General features: G+C 64.8%; 13 protein-coding genes, 1 other RNA gene and 2 pseudogenes. 5 read left to right on the forward strand and 11 right to left on the reverse strand.

Annotated features, from left to right (window positions below; translation table 11 throughout):
- Position 1: 1 nt before the first annotated feature.
- The 6 genes from AC57B8_RS31895 to AC57B8_RS31920 are packed head-to-tail and all read right to left on the reverse strand — an operon-like array spanning position 2 to position 5306.
- Positions 2–709 (reverse strand): ABC transporter ATP-binding protein, encoded by a 708-nt coding sequence (locus AC57B8_RS31895; protein WP_070059867.1) that lies wholly within the window; start codon positions 707–709, stop codon positions 2–4.
- Positions 702–1481 carry an ABC transporter ATP-binding protein gene (locus tag AC57B8_RS31900; RefSeq protein WP_496482256.1) on the reverse strand — a complete coding sequence of 260 codons (780 nt, stop codon included), beginning with the start codon at positions 1479–1481 and terminating at the stop codon, positions 702–704. The genes AC57B8_RS31895 and AC57B8_RS31900 overlap by 8 nt, the downstream gene beginning before the upstream one ends.
- A 58-nt stretch (positions 1482–1539) precedes the next feature.
- Positions 1540–1941, reverse strand: coding sequence for a cupin domain-containing protein (locus AC57B8_RS31905; protein ID WP_070059868.1), 402 nt, complete (start codon positions 1939–1941; stop codon positions 1540–1542).
- Positions 1942–2001: 60 nt separating this feature from the next.
- The gene (locus AC57B8_RS31910; protein WP_496481808.1) at positions 2002–2553 is read right to left on the reverse strand and encodes a flavin reductase family protein; all 552 of its coding nucleotides are present in this window, start codon (positions 2551–2553) and stop codon (positions 2002–2004) included.
- A gap of 27 nt (positions 2554–2580) precedes the next feature.
- Positions 2581–4065: a 4-hydroxyphenylacetate 3-hydroxylase family protein gene (locus tag AC57B8_RS31915; protein ID WP_496481809.1), complete on the reverse strand. Its 1485-nt coding sequence runs from the start codon at positions 4063–4065 to the stop codon at positions 2581–2583.
- A 14-nt stretch (positions 4066–4079) separates the two neighbouring features.
- Positions 4080–5306, reverse strand: a complete 1227-nt coding sequence (locus tag AC57B8_RS31920) for an ABC transporter substrate-binding protein (RefSeq protein WP_496481810.1) — start codon at positions 5304–5306, stop codon at positions 4080–4082.
- Positions 5307–6161: 855 nt separating this feature from the next.
- Between AC57B8_RS31920 and AC57B8_RS31925 the strand changes: the two genes are divergently transcribed.
- Positions 6162–6434, forward strand: a complete 273-nt coding sequence (locus AC57B8_RS31925) for a hypothetical protein (protein WP_496481811.1) — start codon at positions 6162–6164, stop codon at positions 6432–6434.
- Positions 6435–6546: 112 nt separating this feature from the next.
- Here the strand turns inward: AC57B8_RS31925 and AC57B8_RS31930 are convergent, their stop codons facing one another.
- The gene (locus tag AC57B8_RS31930) at positions 6547–8469 is read right to left on the reverse strand and encodes a putative Ig domain-containing protein (protein ID WP_496481812.1); all 1923 of its coding nucleotides are present in this window, start codon (positions 8467–8469) and stop codon (positions 6547–6549) included.
- Between the two features lie 404 nt (positions 8470–8873).
- Between AC57B8_RS31930 and AC57B8_RS31935 the strand changes: the two are divergent.
- Together AC57B8_RS31935 and AC57B8_RS31940 are read left to right on the forward strand one after the other, a co-directional pair.
- Positions 8874–9131: pseudogene (locus AC57B8_RS31935) on the forward strand (helix-turn-helix domain-containing protein); the annotation flags it as partial.
- A 3-nt stretch (positions 9132–9134) separates the two neighbouring features.
- Positions 9135–9248, forward strand: a pseudogene (locus tag AC57B8_RS31940) (ATP-binding protein); the annotation flags it as partial.
- A 181-nt stretch (positions 9249–9429) separates the two neighbouring features.
- Here the strand turns inward: AC57B8_RS31940 and ssrA are convergent.
- The 4 genes from ssrA to ompA all read right to left on the reverse strand — a co-directional run bounded on the left by ssrA (position 9430) and on the right by ompA (position 12009).
- Positions 9430–9814: a transfer-messenger RNA gene (ssrA, locus tag AC57B8_RS31945) on the reverse strand.
- 12 nt (positions 9815–9826) lie between these two features.
- Positions 9827–10501 (reverse strand): HAD-IA family hydrolase, encoded by a 675-nt coding sequence (locus AC57B8_RS31950; protein ID WP_174254456.1) that lies wholly within the window; start codon positions 10499–10501, stop codon positions 9827–9829.
- A complete protein-coding gene (gene ubiG, locus AC57B8_RS31955) occupies positions 10501–11229 on the reverse strand; it encodes a bifunctional 2-polyprenyl-6-hydroxyphenol methylase/3-demethylubiquinol 3-O-methyltransferase UbiG (RefSeq protein WP_062468650.1) in 729 nt (242 codons plus the stop codon). The genes AC57B8_RS31950 and ubiG overlap by 1 nt, the downstream gene beginning before the upstream one ends.
- A 129-nt stretch (positions 11230–11358) precedes the next feature.
- Positions 11359–12009, reverse strand: coding sequence for an outer membrane protein OmpA (gene ompA / locus AC57B8_RS31960; protein WP_070064005.1), 651 nt, complete (start codon positions 12007–12009; stop codon positions 11359–11361).
- A 224-nt stretch (positions 12010–12233) separates the two neighbouring features.
- Between ompA and gyrA the strand changes: the two genes are divergently transcribed.
- The gene (gene gyrA / locus AC57B8_RS31965) at positions 12234–14879 is read left to right on the forward strand and encodes a DNA gyrase subunit A (RefSeq protein ID WP_062468652.1); all 2646 of its coding nucleotides are present in this window, start codon (positions 12234–12236) and stop codon (positions 14877–14879) included.
- Positions 14876–15463: a DUF2059 domain-containing protein gene (locus AC57B8_RS31970; protein WP_235926701.1), complete on the forward strand. Its 588-nt coding sequence runs from the start codon at positions 14876–14878 to the stop codon at positions 15461–15463. Before gyrA ends, AC57B8_RS31970 begins: the two co-directional genes overlap by 4 nt.
- Positions 15464–15465 lie beyond the last annotated feature (2 nt).

Below are 15465 nucleotides of genomic sequence, written 5' to 3' on the forward strand. Positions count from 1 at the left end.
TTCACACCCCGATCAGTTCATTGAGCATGTCGGCCCGCGCGTCCACCTCGCTCGCCGGAAAGTGCGCGGCGATCTGCCCGTGCTCCATCACGTAGAGACGGTCGGCCAGGCCGGCGGCGAACTCGAAGTTCTGCTCCACCAGCAAGATCGTGTAGCCCCGCTGCTTGAGCTTTCCGATGGCGCGGCCGATCTCTTCGACGATGACCGGCGACAGGCCTTCCGAGATTTCGTCCAGCAGCAACAGGCGAGCGCCGCTGCGCAGGATGCGGGCAAGCGCCAGCATCTGCTGCTCGCCGCCCGACAGCCGCGTCCCCTGCGTCTTGCCCCGGTTGGCGAGGTTGGGAAACATCTCGTAGATTTCGTCGAGCGGCATCGGCGTGCCGGCCGCCAGCGGCGGCGGCAGCATCAGGTTCTCCTGCACCGACAGGCTCGCGAAGATGCCGCGCTCCTCCGGGCAATAGCCCACGCCGAGCCGGGCGATCTCGAAGGTCGGCAGGCCGACCGTTTCGACCCCGCCGATGCGCACCGTGCCGGCACGCGACCCGGTCAGGCCCAGGATGGCGCGCAGCGTGCTGGTGCGACCGGCCCCGTTGCGGCCCAGCAGCGTGACCAGCTCGCCCTGCCCGACGTGCAGGTCGACACCGTGCAGCACGTGCGACTCGCCATACCAGGCGTGCAGGCCTTCGATGCAAAGCAGGGGTTCATGCATGGCCCGCACTCCTGTTCTTCTTCGACTGGCCCATGTAGGAGTCGCGCACGCGCGGGTCGGCCGACACCTCCTCGTAGCTGCCTTCGGCGAGGATCTCGCCGCGCTGCATCACGGTGATGCGGTCGCAGATGCCCGACACCACTTTCATGTTGTGCTCGACCATCAGCACCGTGCGCCCGGTGGCGACCTTCTTGATGAGGGCGGTCACGCGGCTCACGTCTTCATGGCCCATGCCCTGTGTGGGTTCGTCCAGCAGCATCACCTTCGGCTCGACTGCCAGGGTGGTGGCCAGCTCGAGCGCGCGCTTGCGCCCGTAGGGCAGCTCGCCGGCGCGCACGTCGGCCTGGTCGGCCAAGCCGACCTCGTCGAGTGCGCGCATGGCTTGGCCGTTCAGGCGGTCCAGTGCCTTCTGGTGGCGCCAGAAACGGTAGGTGAGCCCCAGCGAGCGCTGCAGACCCATGCGCACGTTCTCGAGCACGCTGAGGTTGGGAAAGACCGAGGAGATCTGGAACGAACGCACCAGCCCGCGCTCGACCAGGTCCTGCGGCGGCGTGCCGGTGATGTCCTCGCCGTCGAAATGAATGCTGCCGGCGGTCGGCTTGAGGAACTGGGTCAGCAGGTTGAAGCAGGTCGTCTTGCCGGCGCCGTTGGCACCGATCAACGCGTGAATCTGCCCGCGCCGGACTTTCAGGCTCACGCTGTTGACAGCGACGAACCCATTGAATTCCTTGCGCAGCCCCCGCGTTTCCAAAATAACGTCTGTGGCCATGATGATCGGGGCGCCTGCGCGCCCGGTTCGTGAAGAAGCGTAGGAAGCTGCGCGACGACGCTCAGCGCACGGGGTAGGTGTTCTCGTCTTCGTAGTAGTGCAGCTCCAGCAGCACGCACCCGTTCTCCGACTTGAAGGGACCGTGAAAAGCGCCCGGCGGGCGGCAGGCGTAGGTGTGCGGCGCAAAGGACTTGCCGCCCTGCCCTTGTGCGTCGTTGCCGACGGTCAGGTCGCCCTCCACCAGGTAGACCTCTTCCCAATAGTCGTGCACGAAGGGGCTGGTGGTGTAGATGCCGGGCTTGAAGCGCAGCAGGCGCGTGCGAAAGCCCTGCTTCTTCTGCTCGTCGAGGTCGCCCGACAGGATGCGCTGCTCGATGCCTTGCGGATAGCCGGGCGGCACGGCCCAGCCGGCCGTCTTCATGTCGACGGGAAAGAACTCTGCGTGGGTCTTGGTGATTTTCATGGCGTGTACCTTTTCTGTTCTGAATGCGTGGAGATGAAGGGGTGAAGTCGAATGCGGGGCCTAGCCGAAGCCGGCCATGACCATGTCGGAGAGGCTGCTGTCGGGCGGGGGTGCACCGAAGTCCACGCCCCAGTAGGTGCCGTACTTGCCGCGATGGAAGGCCAGCGGCTCCATCGGGCCGGCGGCGATGCGCACGGCCGTCACGCGGCCGACGAGGATCAGGTGGTCGCCGCCGGGAAAGTGCTGGAAGCGCTCGCACTCCAGGCTCGCAGCCGCGCCGTCGATCAGGGGACAACCGTTGTCGCCTGTGGTGTGGCCAATGGCATCCCACGGGTTGGACGAAGGCCGGGCGAAGGCATTCGACACCTGCTGCTGGCCCGAGGCCAGGATGTTCATGGTGAAGTGCGTAGCCTGTTCCCAGGTGCGGTAGGCGTTCGCGCTGTTGAGCAGGCAGAACAGCACGAGCGGCGGGTCCAGCGAGACCGACGTGAACGAGTTGACGGTCACGCCGGTCTTCTGGCCGTCGGCGCCGTTCGTCGTCACCACGACGACGCCGGTGGTGTAGCAGCCGAAGGCGTTGCGCAGCGTGCGCGGGTCCAGGGTGGGCAGCATGGCCATCTCCTCGAATGCCGGGCCCGCTCAGGCGACGCGCAGCAGCGGCGCGGGTGCGGTCGCCGCGTCGAGCGTGTAGCCGCCAAGAAAGTCGTCCACCTGGGCGACAGCGCGGTCCCAGTCGTAGGAGCGGAAGGCATGGCCGCGCGTGACCATGTTGGTGCCGCCGTAGAACATCTCGTACTGCAGGTGACGCGAGCCGAACTCCGAGCCCACCGCATCCCAGGCCAGCTTGAAGAGCTTCACGCGCCCCATGTGGTCGGTGGTCGGCGAGCACTGCGTCTTGGCGATGTAGGGCGCGATCGCGTCGTTGCCGAAGTCCCTGTAGGACGACGGCAGCATGATCAGCCCGCCGCCGGCCAACTCGCGGATCTGCGTTAGCAGCTTCGGATAGAGCTGCTGCGTGACCACCATGGCCGAGTACAGCATCTTGCGGTTCGGCACGAAGTACTTGCCGTGGTGCGTGCCCGCAACCTCCATGCCGTGGAGCAGCCCCTCGACCATCGCCACTTCGGCAGCAATCTGGCCCAGCGCTTCCTGCACCTGCGGGAACTTGATCACGCCGTTGACCTCGGTGAGCTTGCGCGCCAGGCCCAGCAGGAAGCGCGACTTCACGGCGAAGCGGATCTGGCACTGGTAGTTCTGGTAGACGTGCGCGGGTGTCACGTGCCATTGCGCATGCGCCATCTGCACGTTGTTGTGCACGAACACGCGGTCCCAGGGCACCTTCACTTCGTCGAAGTAGATGACGGCGTCGTTCTCGTCCAGGCGGCTGGCCAGCGGGTTGTCGAAGGTGGACACCGCCGACGCCTCGTAGGACTTGCGCGAAAACATCTTCACGCCCTTGGCGTTGAGCGGAATGCAGGCGGTGAAGCTCAGGTGCTCCTCGCCGGCCTTCAGCGGCTGGATGGCGCCGACGAACACTTCGTTGGCCATCGGCGAGGCCGTGCCCAGCATCTTCGCGCCCTTGATGGTGATGCCCTCGGCGTCCTCGTCGACCACGCTGGCGACCAGACCTTCGGACTGTTGCCCGGGGTCCTTGCCGCGGTCGCCCTGGGGATTGACGATGACGTACGTCAGGTACAGGTCGCGATCGCGGGCGTACTCGTAGTAGCTCCACAGCGCCTTGGCGCGTTGCGCGTCGTAGCGCTCGAACACGTCCAGCCCCATGACCATGCCGGACAGGCAGGAGGCCACGTGGTCGGGCGAACGGCCAAGAAAGCCGCCGCTCTGTTCCGCCCACGCTTCGAGTGCCTTGCGACGCTCGACCAGCTCCGTGTAGGAGGTGGGCAGCTGCCACATGCGGTTGACCGGTGCGCCGCTGCCGGGCGACGTATAGGTCATCTTCTCGATGTTCTCGGGCTTGGCCTGGTAGTCGTACAGCCCCGCCGCGGAGCGGATGGCCTGGCGGAACGCGGGATGCTCGGTGTGGTCGCCCACGCGCTCTCCGTCGATGTAGACCTCGCGCCCGTCACGCAGGCTGTCCAGATGCTGTTTTCCGTTCTTGATCATGATGGTTACCTCTTTCAGTTGGTGGCTTGCAGCTTGCAGTTCGTCTTCTCGAGCGGCATGAATGCAGAGGCGCCGGGGATCACGGCCTTGACCGTGTAGTAGTCCCAGGGCTCTTTCGATTCCGAAGGCTTCTTCACTTCGACCAGCAACATGTCGTGCACCATCCGGCCGTTCGGCAGGATCCGGCCGTTGGTCGCGAAGAAGTCGTTGATGGGGGTCTCGCGCATCTTGGCGAGCACGGCCTGCGGCGCCTTGCTGCCGGCGGCCTTCACTGCGTTCAGGTAGTGCATCGTCGAGGAGTACACGCCGGCATGCACCATGGTCGGCATGCGCTTGGTCTTCTCGAAGAAGCGGCGCGCCCACTTGCGCGTGGCGTCGTTCTGGTTCCAGTAGAAGCCGGTGGTCAGCACCATGCCCTGCGCCTGCTCCAGCCCCAGGCTGTGGATGTCGGAGATGAAGACATGCAGACCTGCCAGCGTCTGCTTGCCCGACTTGCGCAGCCCGAACTGGTCGGCCTGCTTCACCGCGTTGGTGAAGTCGCCGCCCGCATCGGCCAGCGCGATCACCTTGGCCTTCGAACCCTGCGCCTGCAGCAGGTAGGACGCGAGGTCCGACGAATTGATCGGATGGCGCACGGCGCCGGCGATCTTGCCGCCGCGCGCCTTCACCGCCGCCATCGCATCGGCCTCCAGCGAGTGACCCAGCGCGTAGTCGACCGTGAGGAAGAACCAGCTGTCCTGGCCTTGCGCCATCAGTGCGTTGACGGTGTTGGTCGACAGCGCGTAGGTGTCGTAGGTGTAGTGGATGGTGTTGGGCGAGCAGGCCTCGCTGGTCAGCCGCGAGGTGCCGCCGCCATTGACGATGACCACCTTGTTCTTCTGGCGGCCGACGTCGGACACCGCCAGCGCCACGGATGAAGGCAGCAGGTCGGTGACCATGTCGACGCCCTGCACGTCGAACCATTCGCGCGCCTTGTTGGCTGCGATGTCTGCCTTGTTCTGGTGGTCGGCCTGCAGCACCTCGATGGGCATGCCCAGCACCTTGCCGCCGAAGTCTTCCACCGCCATGCGCAGTGCCACGGCCGACCCCTGCCCGCCGATGTCGGCAAACAGCGAACTCATGTCGGTGAGCACGCCGATCTTCACGGGCGCGCCCGGGGCCTGCGCCCAGACGCCGACGGCGGACAGTGTCAGCGCGACCGCCGAGGTCAGCTTCCTGAGCTTCTTGCTTGCGATCTTCATGAGAACTCCTGGTTGGTTGGGACGGATCACAAAGCCCGGATGCCTGGGCACCTCGACGGCTTCCGGCATCGCGTCGCGGAGGTTTTCTGTGCCCCGGCTTCGTTGGAGGCGATTCTCAACATAGCTAAGTTACTTAGCTATATGGATTACCCTAAGCACCAAAATGGAGGATTCGCGGCGCTCAAGCGAAGGCCGCACGAGGCTGGAAGCAGTCGCGTGGGTTGACGTGATGGAGGCGAGAGGGTTCGGTGCGACGTGCGGCACGCGTCTTTCAGCACAACAAGCAGCGCGAATGCAGGCGGCAGGCAACGGATGCGCACGGCCCCGCCATGCGCGCCAACGCCCGTTCTGCACCCAGCCTCCGGCACGACGCGTAGCGATGCTGCATCGCTGCGCGCACGTCGATCCCGTGAAACTTGCGGTGGGGCCGCCCTCATGTCGCGCTCATCCCCTGGCGCGTTTCGTTGTCGCCCGGCTCGGCTGCAAGACCTGTGCAACGTCCAGAAGCAAACCGCGGAGCTAGGCGATCACAGGGTCTCGGTCCTGATACTTATGCCGTCGCATGTGCTCGGCAAACGCGGGGATCTCCACCGGGCGCTCGACGACGCGCAGCGGAAAGCGCTCGGCGGTGACCGGTCCGGGCGAGAGCCGTCATCCCGCGGCTAACCTCGAGTGACTCAGATCAGTCTGAACCGGCCATCGGCAGAAGGCAGCTTCGCAGCGATTGCCGCCACCCATTTGAAGGGGGCATACCCGAAGGGCGGCTATGCAGCGCTTGCCGACATCCCTCGGCCTCGCGCGAATGGGTACTATCGGCCACAACCGGACCTTCACAAGCAGGTTAGATTGGCGTCCATGACACGCTCACGAACACCACTTGAGACCGCCGCAGGCAAACTCATTGCGGCAATTCAGAAGGAGTGGGGCATCGAAGCTGGGGGGCCGGAGGCGGCCGCGAGCGAGGAGGCAATGCATGCGGCCCACGGTCTGCTGCAGGCCGCTTCGAAATTCGGGGCAATCGAGAGCGTCATCGGCTCGAGCTCCGTAGCGACGTACTTGGGCGAGCAGTGGGTTCAGGCTCATCCACAGGTGCTGCCATACATCGAGGCCCTTGAAGGCGCTCAATGAGCAACCCACGTCAAGCGGCCAGAACCGGACGGTCGACCACTTCCCAAAAATCGCCAGATAGCCGACGTTCGCAGGCCAGGAGAGCGGCCGTTCGCTTGTGACACGGCAAGGCCTAGGGCAGGAAGCGCTCCACCGCGTCGACTTCGCCGGCAGGGTTGGAGAACCCGCCGACAACCAGGACGGAGCCGTCGCTGAGCAAGACCGCGGAGGCGGCACTGCGCCCGGTGGACATCGAACTCGCCGGCGTCCAGACGTCGAAGTCGGGGTTGTAGATTTCTGCGGTGGTCAGGCGAACGCCGCCACTGCCAGTACCGCCCGCGAGCAACACGCGGCCATCGGCCAGCGTCGTCATCGTCGGAAGGGAGCGCGTGCTGGAAAAAACGCTCGCCGTCCAGCCCGACGTGGCGACGTCGAAGCGCATCGCGGTGCTGCTGCCATCGCCCATCGCAAGCACGTCGCCGTCCGCCAGCAGCACGGAGGTGTATACGTTGGCGGCGGGCACGGTGCCAGCAACAGGCGTGGTGGCACCGTTGTCGTTGACAGGGAACCGTTCGGCGGAGGTCACGAACCCGTTTCGGTTGACGCCGCCGATCACCAGCACTTCATTGCCGCCCGGCAGCAGCTGCGCGGCATGCTGAGCGCGTGGGGACGACAACGGCGTGGCCATGGAGGTCCAGGTGTTGAAAGCCGGGTCATACAGCTCGGCTGTCTGCGAAAAGGTCAAACTGGGAATCCGGCGGTAGCCACCGATGACGAGGACCTTGCCATTGGGCAGCAGTGTGCTTGTGGCCCGCGTGCGCGCCTCGGCCATGCTCGCGGCGAGCTGCCAGGTATCGGCGACCGGGTCGTAGATTTCGGCGGCCGCAACGGGGGAGATGCCCGCGCCGTCGCCGCCGGCGACCAGCACGCGTCCGTCGGGCAGCACGGTCGCCGATCCGTCGGAGCGAGGCGTCAACATGGGCGCGGCCGCGGTCCAGCTGTTGCCCGCCGGGTCGTAGACAAGGACCGACGCGGTCACGCCGGAGGCCGTGAACCCGCCGATGACCAGCGCCTTGCCGCTTTGCAGGCGCACGACCGGCGCGTAGTGACGTCCGGTCGGCAGAACCGCTTGCGAAACCCAGCTGCCACTTCCGGTGACCGCGATCTGCACCTGCGCCTGCGCCGAGCCCGCGCTGTTGCTGGCCGTGACCGTGTATGTCGTCAGCGGTTGGATGGCCGCCGGCGTGCCGGTGATCGCACCGGTCAGCGCGTTGAGGCTCAGGCCGCCGGGCAGCGCCGGCATCACCGAGAACGCCGAGGGCGTGCCGCCGATCACCAGCGCTGTGTTGGGAACGATGGCTTGCGCCGTGGCGTAGAGCGCGCGCGGCGTGGCATACGCCACGCTGGCAGGCGCCGCCAGCGCCGCCTGGACTGCCAGCTGCAACGTGACCTCGGCCGATCCGGCCGCGTTGGTGCCGGTGACGGTGTAGGCCGCGTCCGCCGCGGCGGCGGAGGGTGTTCCGCTGATCACGCCGGTCTGCGGGTCGAGCAGCAGCCCCGCGGGCAAGGCCGGCGCGATGCTGTAGCCGGTGATCGGACCGCCGCTGCTGGCGGGCGCGTTGGCCGCGATGGCCTGGCCCACGGTGTAGATCGCGGCGCTTTCACGGTAGGTCAGCCCGGACGGCGCGGCAGGCGTGCTGCGCACCTCGATCTGCACGCGGGCCGTCGCGCTGCCGCCCGCGTTCTCGGCGGTCACCACGTACACGGCGGATGCGGCAACGGCGGTGGGCGCTCCGCTGATGACGCCCGTGCCCGCGTCGAGCGCCAGGCCCGCCGGCAACGGCGGCGCCACGGCATAGCGCTCGACGGCGCCGCCGCTGGCGGTGGGCCGATTCGGCACGATGGCCTGCCCGACCTCGTAGACCGCGGAGGTCATGGCATAGCTCAAGCCCGCGGGCGGCTGCGTGAGGTTGAGCCCGAAGCCGACGAAGCTCGCGCCGCCCGAGCCGCCGCCGCAGCCGGACAAGGCCACGAGGCAGCCCAGCCACAGGGCCATTAGCCAAAGCCAAACGGATTGAGCGCGGAGCAATCGCGCCCTTGCAGTAATGCTCCCCATGATCACCCTGGTTACATTTTGTAAGGCGGCGATCCTATGCAACGCGCTACCGAGGGGCAATACCCGAAAACAGGTAGATGGCCGGGAATTTGAGGTCTGTTTTCGAGAAGACGCTACGTCAGCAGCCGCTGCACAGCCGCCTGCGTCCCCAACAAGCGCCGGTGTTCCTCATCCGAGTCAGTTAAAGAAAGAGTCGCGTGCGGGTGGTGAAGCCTGGCTGGCGCCGACGTCCACACGGTGTTGATTGCCGCCGAAAATTGCCCCAGCTAACGCAGTAATTTCCGTCTAAGACTGACCCACGTAAAACCCTACCCTGCTGTTTTTTAAAGCAGGGGATCCTAGGAGTGATAGACGTGGCGACATTGAGTGTCATCAGACGCTGGGCCCTGCGCGAGCAGATGTCCATTCGCGAGATAGCCAAGCGTACAGGCCTGTCTCGCAACACCGTAAAGAAGTACCTGCGAGCCGGCGATGAAGAGCCGCGCTACGCCAAGAGGACGAGTTCAAGCAAGCTCGATCCCTATGCCGAGAAGCTCGCGACCTGGCTCGCGATCGAGGCAACCAAATCGCGCAAACAGCGGCGCAATCTACGGCAGATCCACACACTGACACATCGGTGCCACATCCTGGAGACCGGAAACGACAGCTTCAGGTTCAAAAACAGTTCTGCAAAGTCCCAACCTAAAAAGGAGAACACCAAGCACTTATCCACACTGTGAAGCCTTCAGGCTCACAAAACGGGTGGGTCAGTATTCAATGGAAATCTAGGGTCAGCGATCGGCGGAATCCAACAGTCGGCTACCAGTGGACTCCGTCGGATATCACTGGACTGCCAGCAGGCGATTTCCCAATGAAAAAAGGCGTTCACTGGACTTCAGTGAACGCCCTTGGACGTTATGTTGGTGGAGCTGGGGGGATTTGAACCCCCGTCCGCAAGCCTTCATCGCGCAGTTCTACATGTGTAGTGATCTGATTTAAGTCTCGCTTCCGGAGTCGCGCAGTCACACGCTAAACCGGACGCCAGCACCCTATTTTCTCGCCCCAACCCAAGGTACCCGGATCGGAGCCAGCCCATGTAATTATCCTTGCAGCCGGGAGGTCAGGATTGCTCCAGACCCCCTTGCCCAGCCCATCGGCCAACTGTTGCAAGGCTCACTGGCAATTAAGCAGCGAGTGCGAAACGTTCGTCGTTTGCAGTTAGTTTGTTTGAATCTGTTTTACGAGCGCATTCAGCTCGACATGCCCCGCTGCGACTCCGAACCCACGTCGAAACCAGTGCAGCCCCAAGCGACTCATTTTAGGCGCTATTGAGTAACTTCAAGAGCTCCAGGGGCGAAGAGATTGAGGCATCGGCTTTCCACAGCGCCGCATCGGCCTGAGAACCCATGTAGCCGTAGGTGGCCGCCACGGTTCCCATGCCCGCGGCGCGGCCCGCGATGATGTCGCGCTCGTCGTCCCCCACGTAGATGCAGGCCTCGGGCGCCACGCCGAGGCGACGCGCCGCCTCGTGCAGCGGTTCGGGGTGCGGCTTGGCGAAAGGCGTGGTGTCGCCGCTCACGATCGCGCCCGCGCTTGCGAAGAGCGGCATCGCGGCGGTCAGCGGTTCGGTGAAGCGGGCCGACTTGTTGGTGACCACGCCCCAGCGCAGGCCGCGCTCGCGGATCGCTTCGATCAGCGGCGCCACGCCGTCGAACACCAGGGTGTTGAGCAGCATGCGGCGCTCGTAGCCGACGTAGAACTCCTCGCGCAGCGCATCGAACTCCGGCGCATCGGGCGTGATGCCGAAGGCAATGCCGAGCATGCCGCGTGCGCCGGCGCCGGCCATCGGGCGGTAGCGCTCCAGCGGGTAAGGCGCCAGGCCGCGGTCGGTGCGCATCTTGTCGGCCGCCGCGCCCAGGTCGGGCGCGCTGTCGATCAGCGTGCCGTCGAGGTCGAACAGGATGGCCTGTGTGGTCGTGCTCCCGATCTTCATCATCCCTGCGCCTCCGGCAGCGCCGGCTTCTGGGTCGCGAAGAGGTAGTTGACGCTGGTGTCGGCACTGAGCCAGTAGCGGCGGGTCAGCGGGTTGTATTCCATGCCCCGGGTGTGGCGCAGGTCCAGGCGGGCAGCGCGGCAGTAGCCGGCCAGTTCGCTGGGGCGGATCAGCTTGGGGTACTCGTGCGTGCCGCGCGGCAGCATGCCCAGGACGTACTCGGCGCCCACGATCGCCAGCATGAAGGACTTCAGGTTGCGGTTGATGGTCGAGAAGAACACCCAGCCGCCCGGCTTCACCAGGGTGGCGCAGGCCTGGATCACCGACGCCGGGTCGGGCACGTGCTCCAGCATTTCCATGCAGGTAACGACATCGAAGCTGCCGGGCTGCTCGGCCGCCAGCGCCTCGGCACTGATTTCGCGGTACTTGACGCCGCGCGTCCCGGCTTCGAGGGCGTGCAGTTGAGCGACCTTGAGCGCCTTGGTCGCGAGGTCGACGCCCAGCACGTCAGCGCCCTTGCGCGCCATCGAATCGGCCAGGATGCCGCCGCCGCAGCCGATATCGACCACGCGCTGGCCCGAAATAGGCGCAATACCGTCAATCCATTCCAGCCGCAATGGATTGATTTCGTGCAGCGGGCGGAATTCGCTCTCCAAATCCCACCATCGGTGCGCAAGCTCCGAAAACTTGGCCAGTTCGGCCGGGTCTGCATTCACGTTTTCTGTCATGGGGCAATTATGAAGCGAGCAAAGCCCGGCTCGAACGCAATGGGCTTGCATCGGGCACGGCCGCAAATACGGCAGGCATAAAAAAACCCCGCCGAGGCGGGGTTTTCATTCGTCGATGGAATCGATCGATCAGTTGGCGCGGGTGCCAACCACTTCGATTTCCACGCGACGGTTCTTGGCGCGGCCTTCCTTGGTGCGGTTGTCAGCCACAGGCTGCTTCTCGCCCTTGCCTTCGGTGTAGACGCGGTTGCGTTCGATGCCCTTCGAGACCAGGAAGGCCTTGACGGCTTCGGCGCGACGCACCGACAGACGCTGGTTGTAGGCGTCGGTACCGATGGAGTCGGTGTGACCCACAGCGATGATGACTTCGAGGTTCACGCCACGGATCTTCTCGACCAGGTCGGTCAGCTTGGCGCGACCTTCGGGCTTCAGCACCGACTTGTCGAAGTCGAAGAAGGCGTCAGCAGCGAAGGTGACCTTCGAAGCAGCGACTTGAGCCGGGGGAGCCACGGGAGCCACGCCAGGAGCGGTGGGCACAGCAGCCGGAGCAGCCGGAACCAGAGCGCCGTCGCAACCGGCGGCAGCCGTTGCGGGCGTCCAGTTGGCATCGCGCCAGCACAGTTCGTTCGTGCCGTTCTTCCAGACCAGTTCGCCGGTGCCGTTTTGCCAGTTGTCGATCGTAGGACCGCCGTTCGCAGCGGTGACACGGGTCTGCGCGCCGGCGGCAGTGGCGAGCGCAGCGACTGCAAACATCATCGCCACTTTATTCAGTTTCTTCATGGTTCTCCTCTTGGGGAAAAAGCCGCAGCCGCGCTGCGAATCAAGGACGCTTTAAGTGACCACCACCCAAAACGTTGAGACGATTGTGCCATAGGGTCTTTGGCAAACAGGCCGCTGGACGCCCCTGAAGCGTAGGACGGAGGCGGAATAGAGCCCTTGTGTTGCGGCGGTGCGACACCCCTCACAGCGTAAAATTTCGCCTTCCTGCCGCCAGCCTCTTGCTCATGACCTCCTTCGCCAAAGAAACCCTGCCCATCAGTCTCGAAGAGGAAATGCGCAGCAGCTACCTCGATTACGCCATGAGCGTGATCGTCGGCCGGGCGCTTCCCGACGCCCGCGACGGCCTCAAGCCGGTGCACCGGCGCGTGCTGTACGCGATGCACGAGCTCAACAACGACTGGAACCGGCCGTACAAGAAGTCGGCCCGTATCGTCGGTGACGTGATCGGTAAGTACCACCCGCACGGCGACCAGTCGGTCTACGACACCATCGTCCGGCTGGCCCAGGACTTCTCGATGCGCCACATGCTGGTCGACGGCCAGGGCAACTTCGGGTCGGTCGACGGCGACAACGCCGCCGCAATGCGTTATACGGAAATCCGGCTGGCCAAAATTGCGCACGAAATGCTGGCCGATATCGACAAGGAAACTGTCGACTTTCAGGACAATTACGACGGCTCCGAAAAAGAACCGAAAGTTTTGCCCAGCCAGCTGCCGAATTTGCTGGTCAATGGCTCCGGCGGTATTGCGGTCGGCATGGCCACCAATATCCCGCCGCACAACCTGAATGAAGTGGTGGATGCCTGCCTGTATCTGCTGCGCAATCCGCAGGCGAGCATCGACGAACTGATGGAAATCGTGCCGGCGCCCGACTTCCCCACCGCCGGCATCATCTACGGCATCAACGGCGTGAAGGACGGCTACCGCACCGGCCGCGGCAAGGTCGTGATGCGCGCCAAGTGCCACTTCGAGGACATCGACCGCGGCCAGCGCCAGGCGATCATCGTCGACGAGCTCCCCTACCAGGTCAACAAGAAGACGCTGCAGGAGCGCATGGCCGAGCTGGTGCACGAGAAGAAGATCGAAGGCATCAGCCACATCCAGGACGAATCCGACAAGTCGGGCATGCGCCTGGTGATCGAGCTCAAGCGCGGCGAAGTGCCTGAGGTGGTGCTCAACAACCTCTACAAGCAGACGCAGCTGCAGGACACCTTCGGCATCAACATGGTGGCGCTGGTCGACGGCCAGCCCAAGCTGTGCAACCTGAAGGACCTGATCGAGGTCTTCCTGCAGCACCGCCGCGAAGTGGTCACGCGCCGCACCGTCTTCACGCTGCGCAAGGCCCGCGAACGCGGCCATGTGCTCGAAGGCCTGGCGGTGGCGCTGGCCAACATCGACGAGTTCATCCGCATCATCCGCGAGTCGCCCACCCCGCCGGTCGCCAAGGCCGAGCTCATGACCCGCAGCTGGGACAGCAAGCTGGTGCGCGAAATGCTCACGCGTTCGCGTGCCGACGGCGGCGTGATCAACGCCGACGACTACCGCCCCGAAGGCCTCGAGCGTGAATACGGCATGGGCGGCGACGGCCTGTACCGCCTGTCGGAAACGCAAGCGCAGGAAATCCTGCAGATGCGTCTGCAGCGCCTGACCGGCCTCGAGCAGGACAAGATCGTTGCCGAGTACAAGGACGTCATGGCCGAGATCGACGACCTGCTCGACATCCTGGCCAAGCCCGAGCGCGTCTCGATCATCATTGGCGACGAACTCGGCGAGATCAAGCAGGAGTTCGGTCAGTCGAAGATCGGCGCGCGCCGCAGCCTGGTCGAGCACAGCGCCTACGACCTCTCGACCGAAGACCTGATCACGCCGACCGACATGGTCGTCACGCTCTCGCACAGCGGCTACATCAAGAGCCAGCCGCTGGGCGAGTACCGCGCGCAAAAGCGCGGCGGGCGCGGCAAGCAGGCCACGTCCACCAAGGACGACGACTGGATCGATCAGCTCTTCATCGCCAATACGCACGACTACATCCTGTGCTTCTCCAACCGCGGCCGGCTGTACTGGCTCAAGGTGTGGGAAGTGCCGGCGGGTTCGCGCGGCTCGCGCGGACGCCCCATCGTCAACATGTTCCCGCTGCAGGAAGGCGAGAAGATCAACGTCGCCCTCGCTCTCACCGGCGAGAAGCGCAACTTCCCGGCCGACCAGTACGTGTTCATGGCGACCTCGATGGGCACGGTCAAGAAGACGGCGCTCGACGAATTCAGCAACCCGCGCAAGGGCGGCATCATTGCCGTGAACCTCGATGAAGGCGACTACCTCATCGGCGCGGCACTCACCGACGGCAAGCACGACGTGATGCTCTTCAGCGACAACGGCAAGGCCGTGCGCTTCGACGAGGAAGACGTCCGCCCGCTGGGCCGCAACGCTCGCGGCGTGCGCGGCATGTCGCTGGAACCGGGCCAGGGCGTGATCGCCATGTTGGTGGCCGAGGACGAGCAGCAGAGCGTGCTCACCGCCACCGAAAATGGTTACGGAAAACGCACAAGCATTACCGAATACACGCGTCATGGCCGCGGAACCAAAGGCATGATCGCGATTCAACAGAGTGAGCGCAACGGCAAGGTCGTTGCCGCCACGCTCGTTCATGCGGACGATGAGATCATGCTCATCACCGACAAGGGTGTGCTCGTGCGCACCCGTGTGGCCGAGATTCGCGAACTGGGTCGGGCGACGCAAGGCGTCACGCTGATCGGGCTCGACGAAGGCGCCAAACTCAGCGGGCTTCAACGCATCGTCGAAAACGACGCGAACGGCGAAGGTGAGCCGGACGCAGACGACACTTCCACATCTTCAACGGAGAATCCTCAGTGAAAAAACAACTCAAGCTCGCACTCCTGACCGCTGCCCTCGCCGGCTCGTCCATGGCCGCCATGGCCCAGGACAAGGCCACGCTGATCAAGCAGTTCATCGAGATCCAGCGCCCCGGCATCGAGTCGCTGGCACGCGGCCTGATCGAGCAGTCGAGCGCCCCCATCGCGCAAGCCGGTTCGCAGTACCTGCAGACCCAGGTGCCCGAAGCCAAGCGCGAATCCGCCGCCAAGGCCGCGGACGCCGAGCTGAAGAAGTACTTCGACGACGCCTATCCGCTGGTGCGCGACAAGGCCGTGCAGATCGCCCCTGGCGCCCTCACGCCCATCCTCGAGCAGAACTTCAGCGAAGACGAGCTCAAGCAGCTGCTGGCCTGGATCAACTCGCCCCTGAGCAAGAAGTACCAGGAACTGAACCCGAAGATGCAGACCGCTCTGACGGAAAAGCTGGTGACCGAAACCCGCGCCACCATCGAACCCAAGATGCGCGCACTCGACACCAACGTCGCCAAGGCCCTCGGTGCTCCGACCGACGGTGCAGCAGCTCCCGCCAAGGCACCCGCTGCCAAGGCTCCCGCCAAGAAGTAAAG

This window comes from Variovorax sp. BGA-UO-ETr-C22 (assembly GCF_059567965.1).

Excerpts from the sequence above, each read along its gene's own strand:
- AC57B8_RS31895 (WP_070059867.1), bottom strand. The coding sequence starts at position 709 with ATGCATGAACCCCTGCTTTGCATCGAAGGCCTGCACGCCTGGTATGGC.
- AC57B8_RS31905 (WP_070059868.1), bottom strand. The coding sequence starts at position 1,941 with ATGAAAATCACCAAGACCCACGCAGAGTTCTTTCCCGTCGACATGAAG.
- AC57B8_RS31910 (WP_496481808.1), bottom strand. The coding sequence starts at position 2,553 with ATGCTGCCCACCCTGGACCCGCGCACGCTGCGCAACGCCTTCGGCTGC.
- AC57B8_RS31915 (WP_496481809.1), bottom strand. The coding sequence starts at position 4,065 with ATGATCAAGAACGGAAAACAGCATCTGGACAGCCTGCGTGACGGGCGC.
- AC57B8_RS31920 (WP_496481810.1), bottom strand. The coding sequence starts at position 5,306 with ATGAAGATCGCAAGCAAGAAGCTCAGGAAGCTGACCTCGGCGGTCGCG.
- AC57B8_RS31925 (WP_496481811.1), top strand. The coding sequence starts at position 6,162 with ATGACACGCTCACGAACACCACTTGAGACCGCCGCAGGCAAACTCATT.
- AC57B8_RS31930 (WP_496481812.1), bottom strand. The coding sequence starts at position 8,469 with ATGGCCCTGTGGCTGGGCTGCCTCGTGGCCTTGTCCGGCTGCGGCGGC.
- AC57B8_RS31950 (WP_174254456.1), bottom strand. The coding sequence starts at position 10,501 with ATGAAGATCGGGAGCACGACCACACAGGCCATCCTGTTCGACCTCGAC.
- ubiG (WP_062468650.1), bottom strand. The coding sequence starts at position 11,229 with ATGACAGAAAACGTGAATGCAGACCCGGCCGAACTGGCCAAGTTTTCG.
- ompA (WP_070064005.1), bottom strand. The coding sequence starts at position 12,009 with ATGAAGAAACTGAATAAAGTGGCGATGATGTTTGCAGTCGCTGCGCTC.
- gyrA (WP_062468652.1), top strand. The coding sequence starts at position 12,234 with ATGACCTCCTTCGCCAAAGAAACCCTGCCCATCAGTCTCGAAGAGGAA.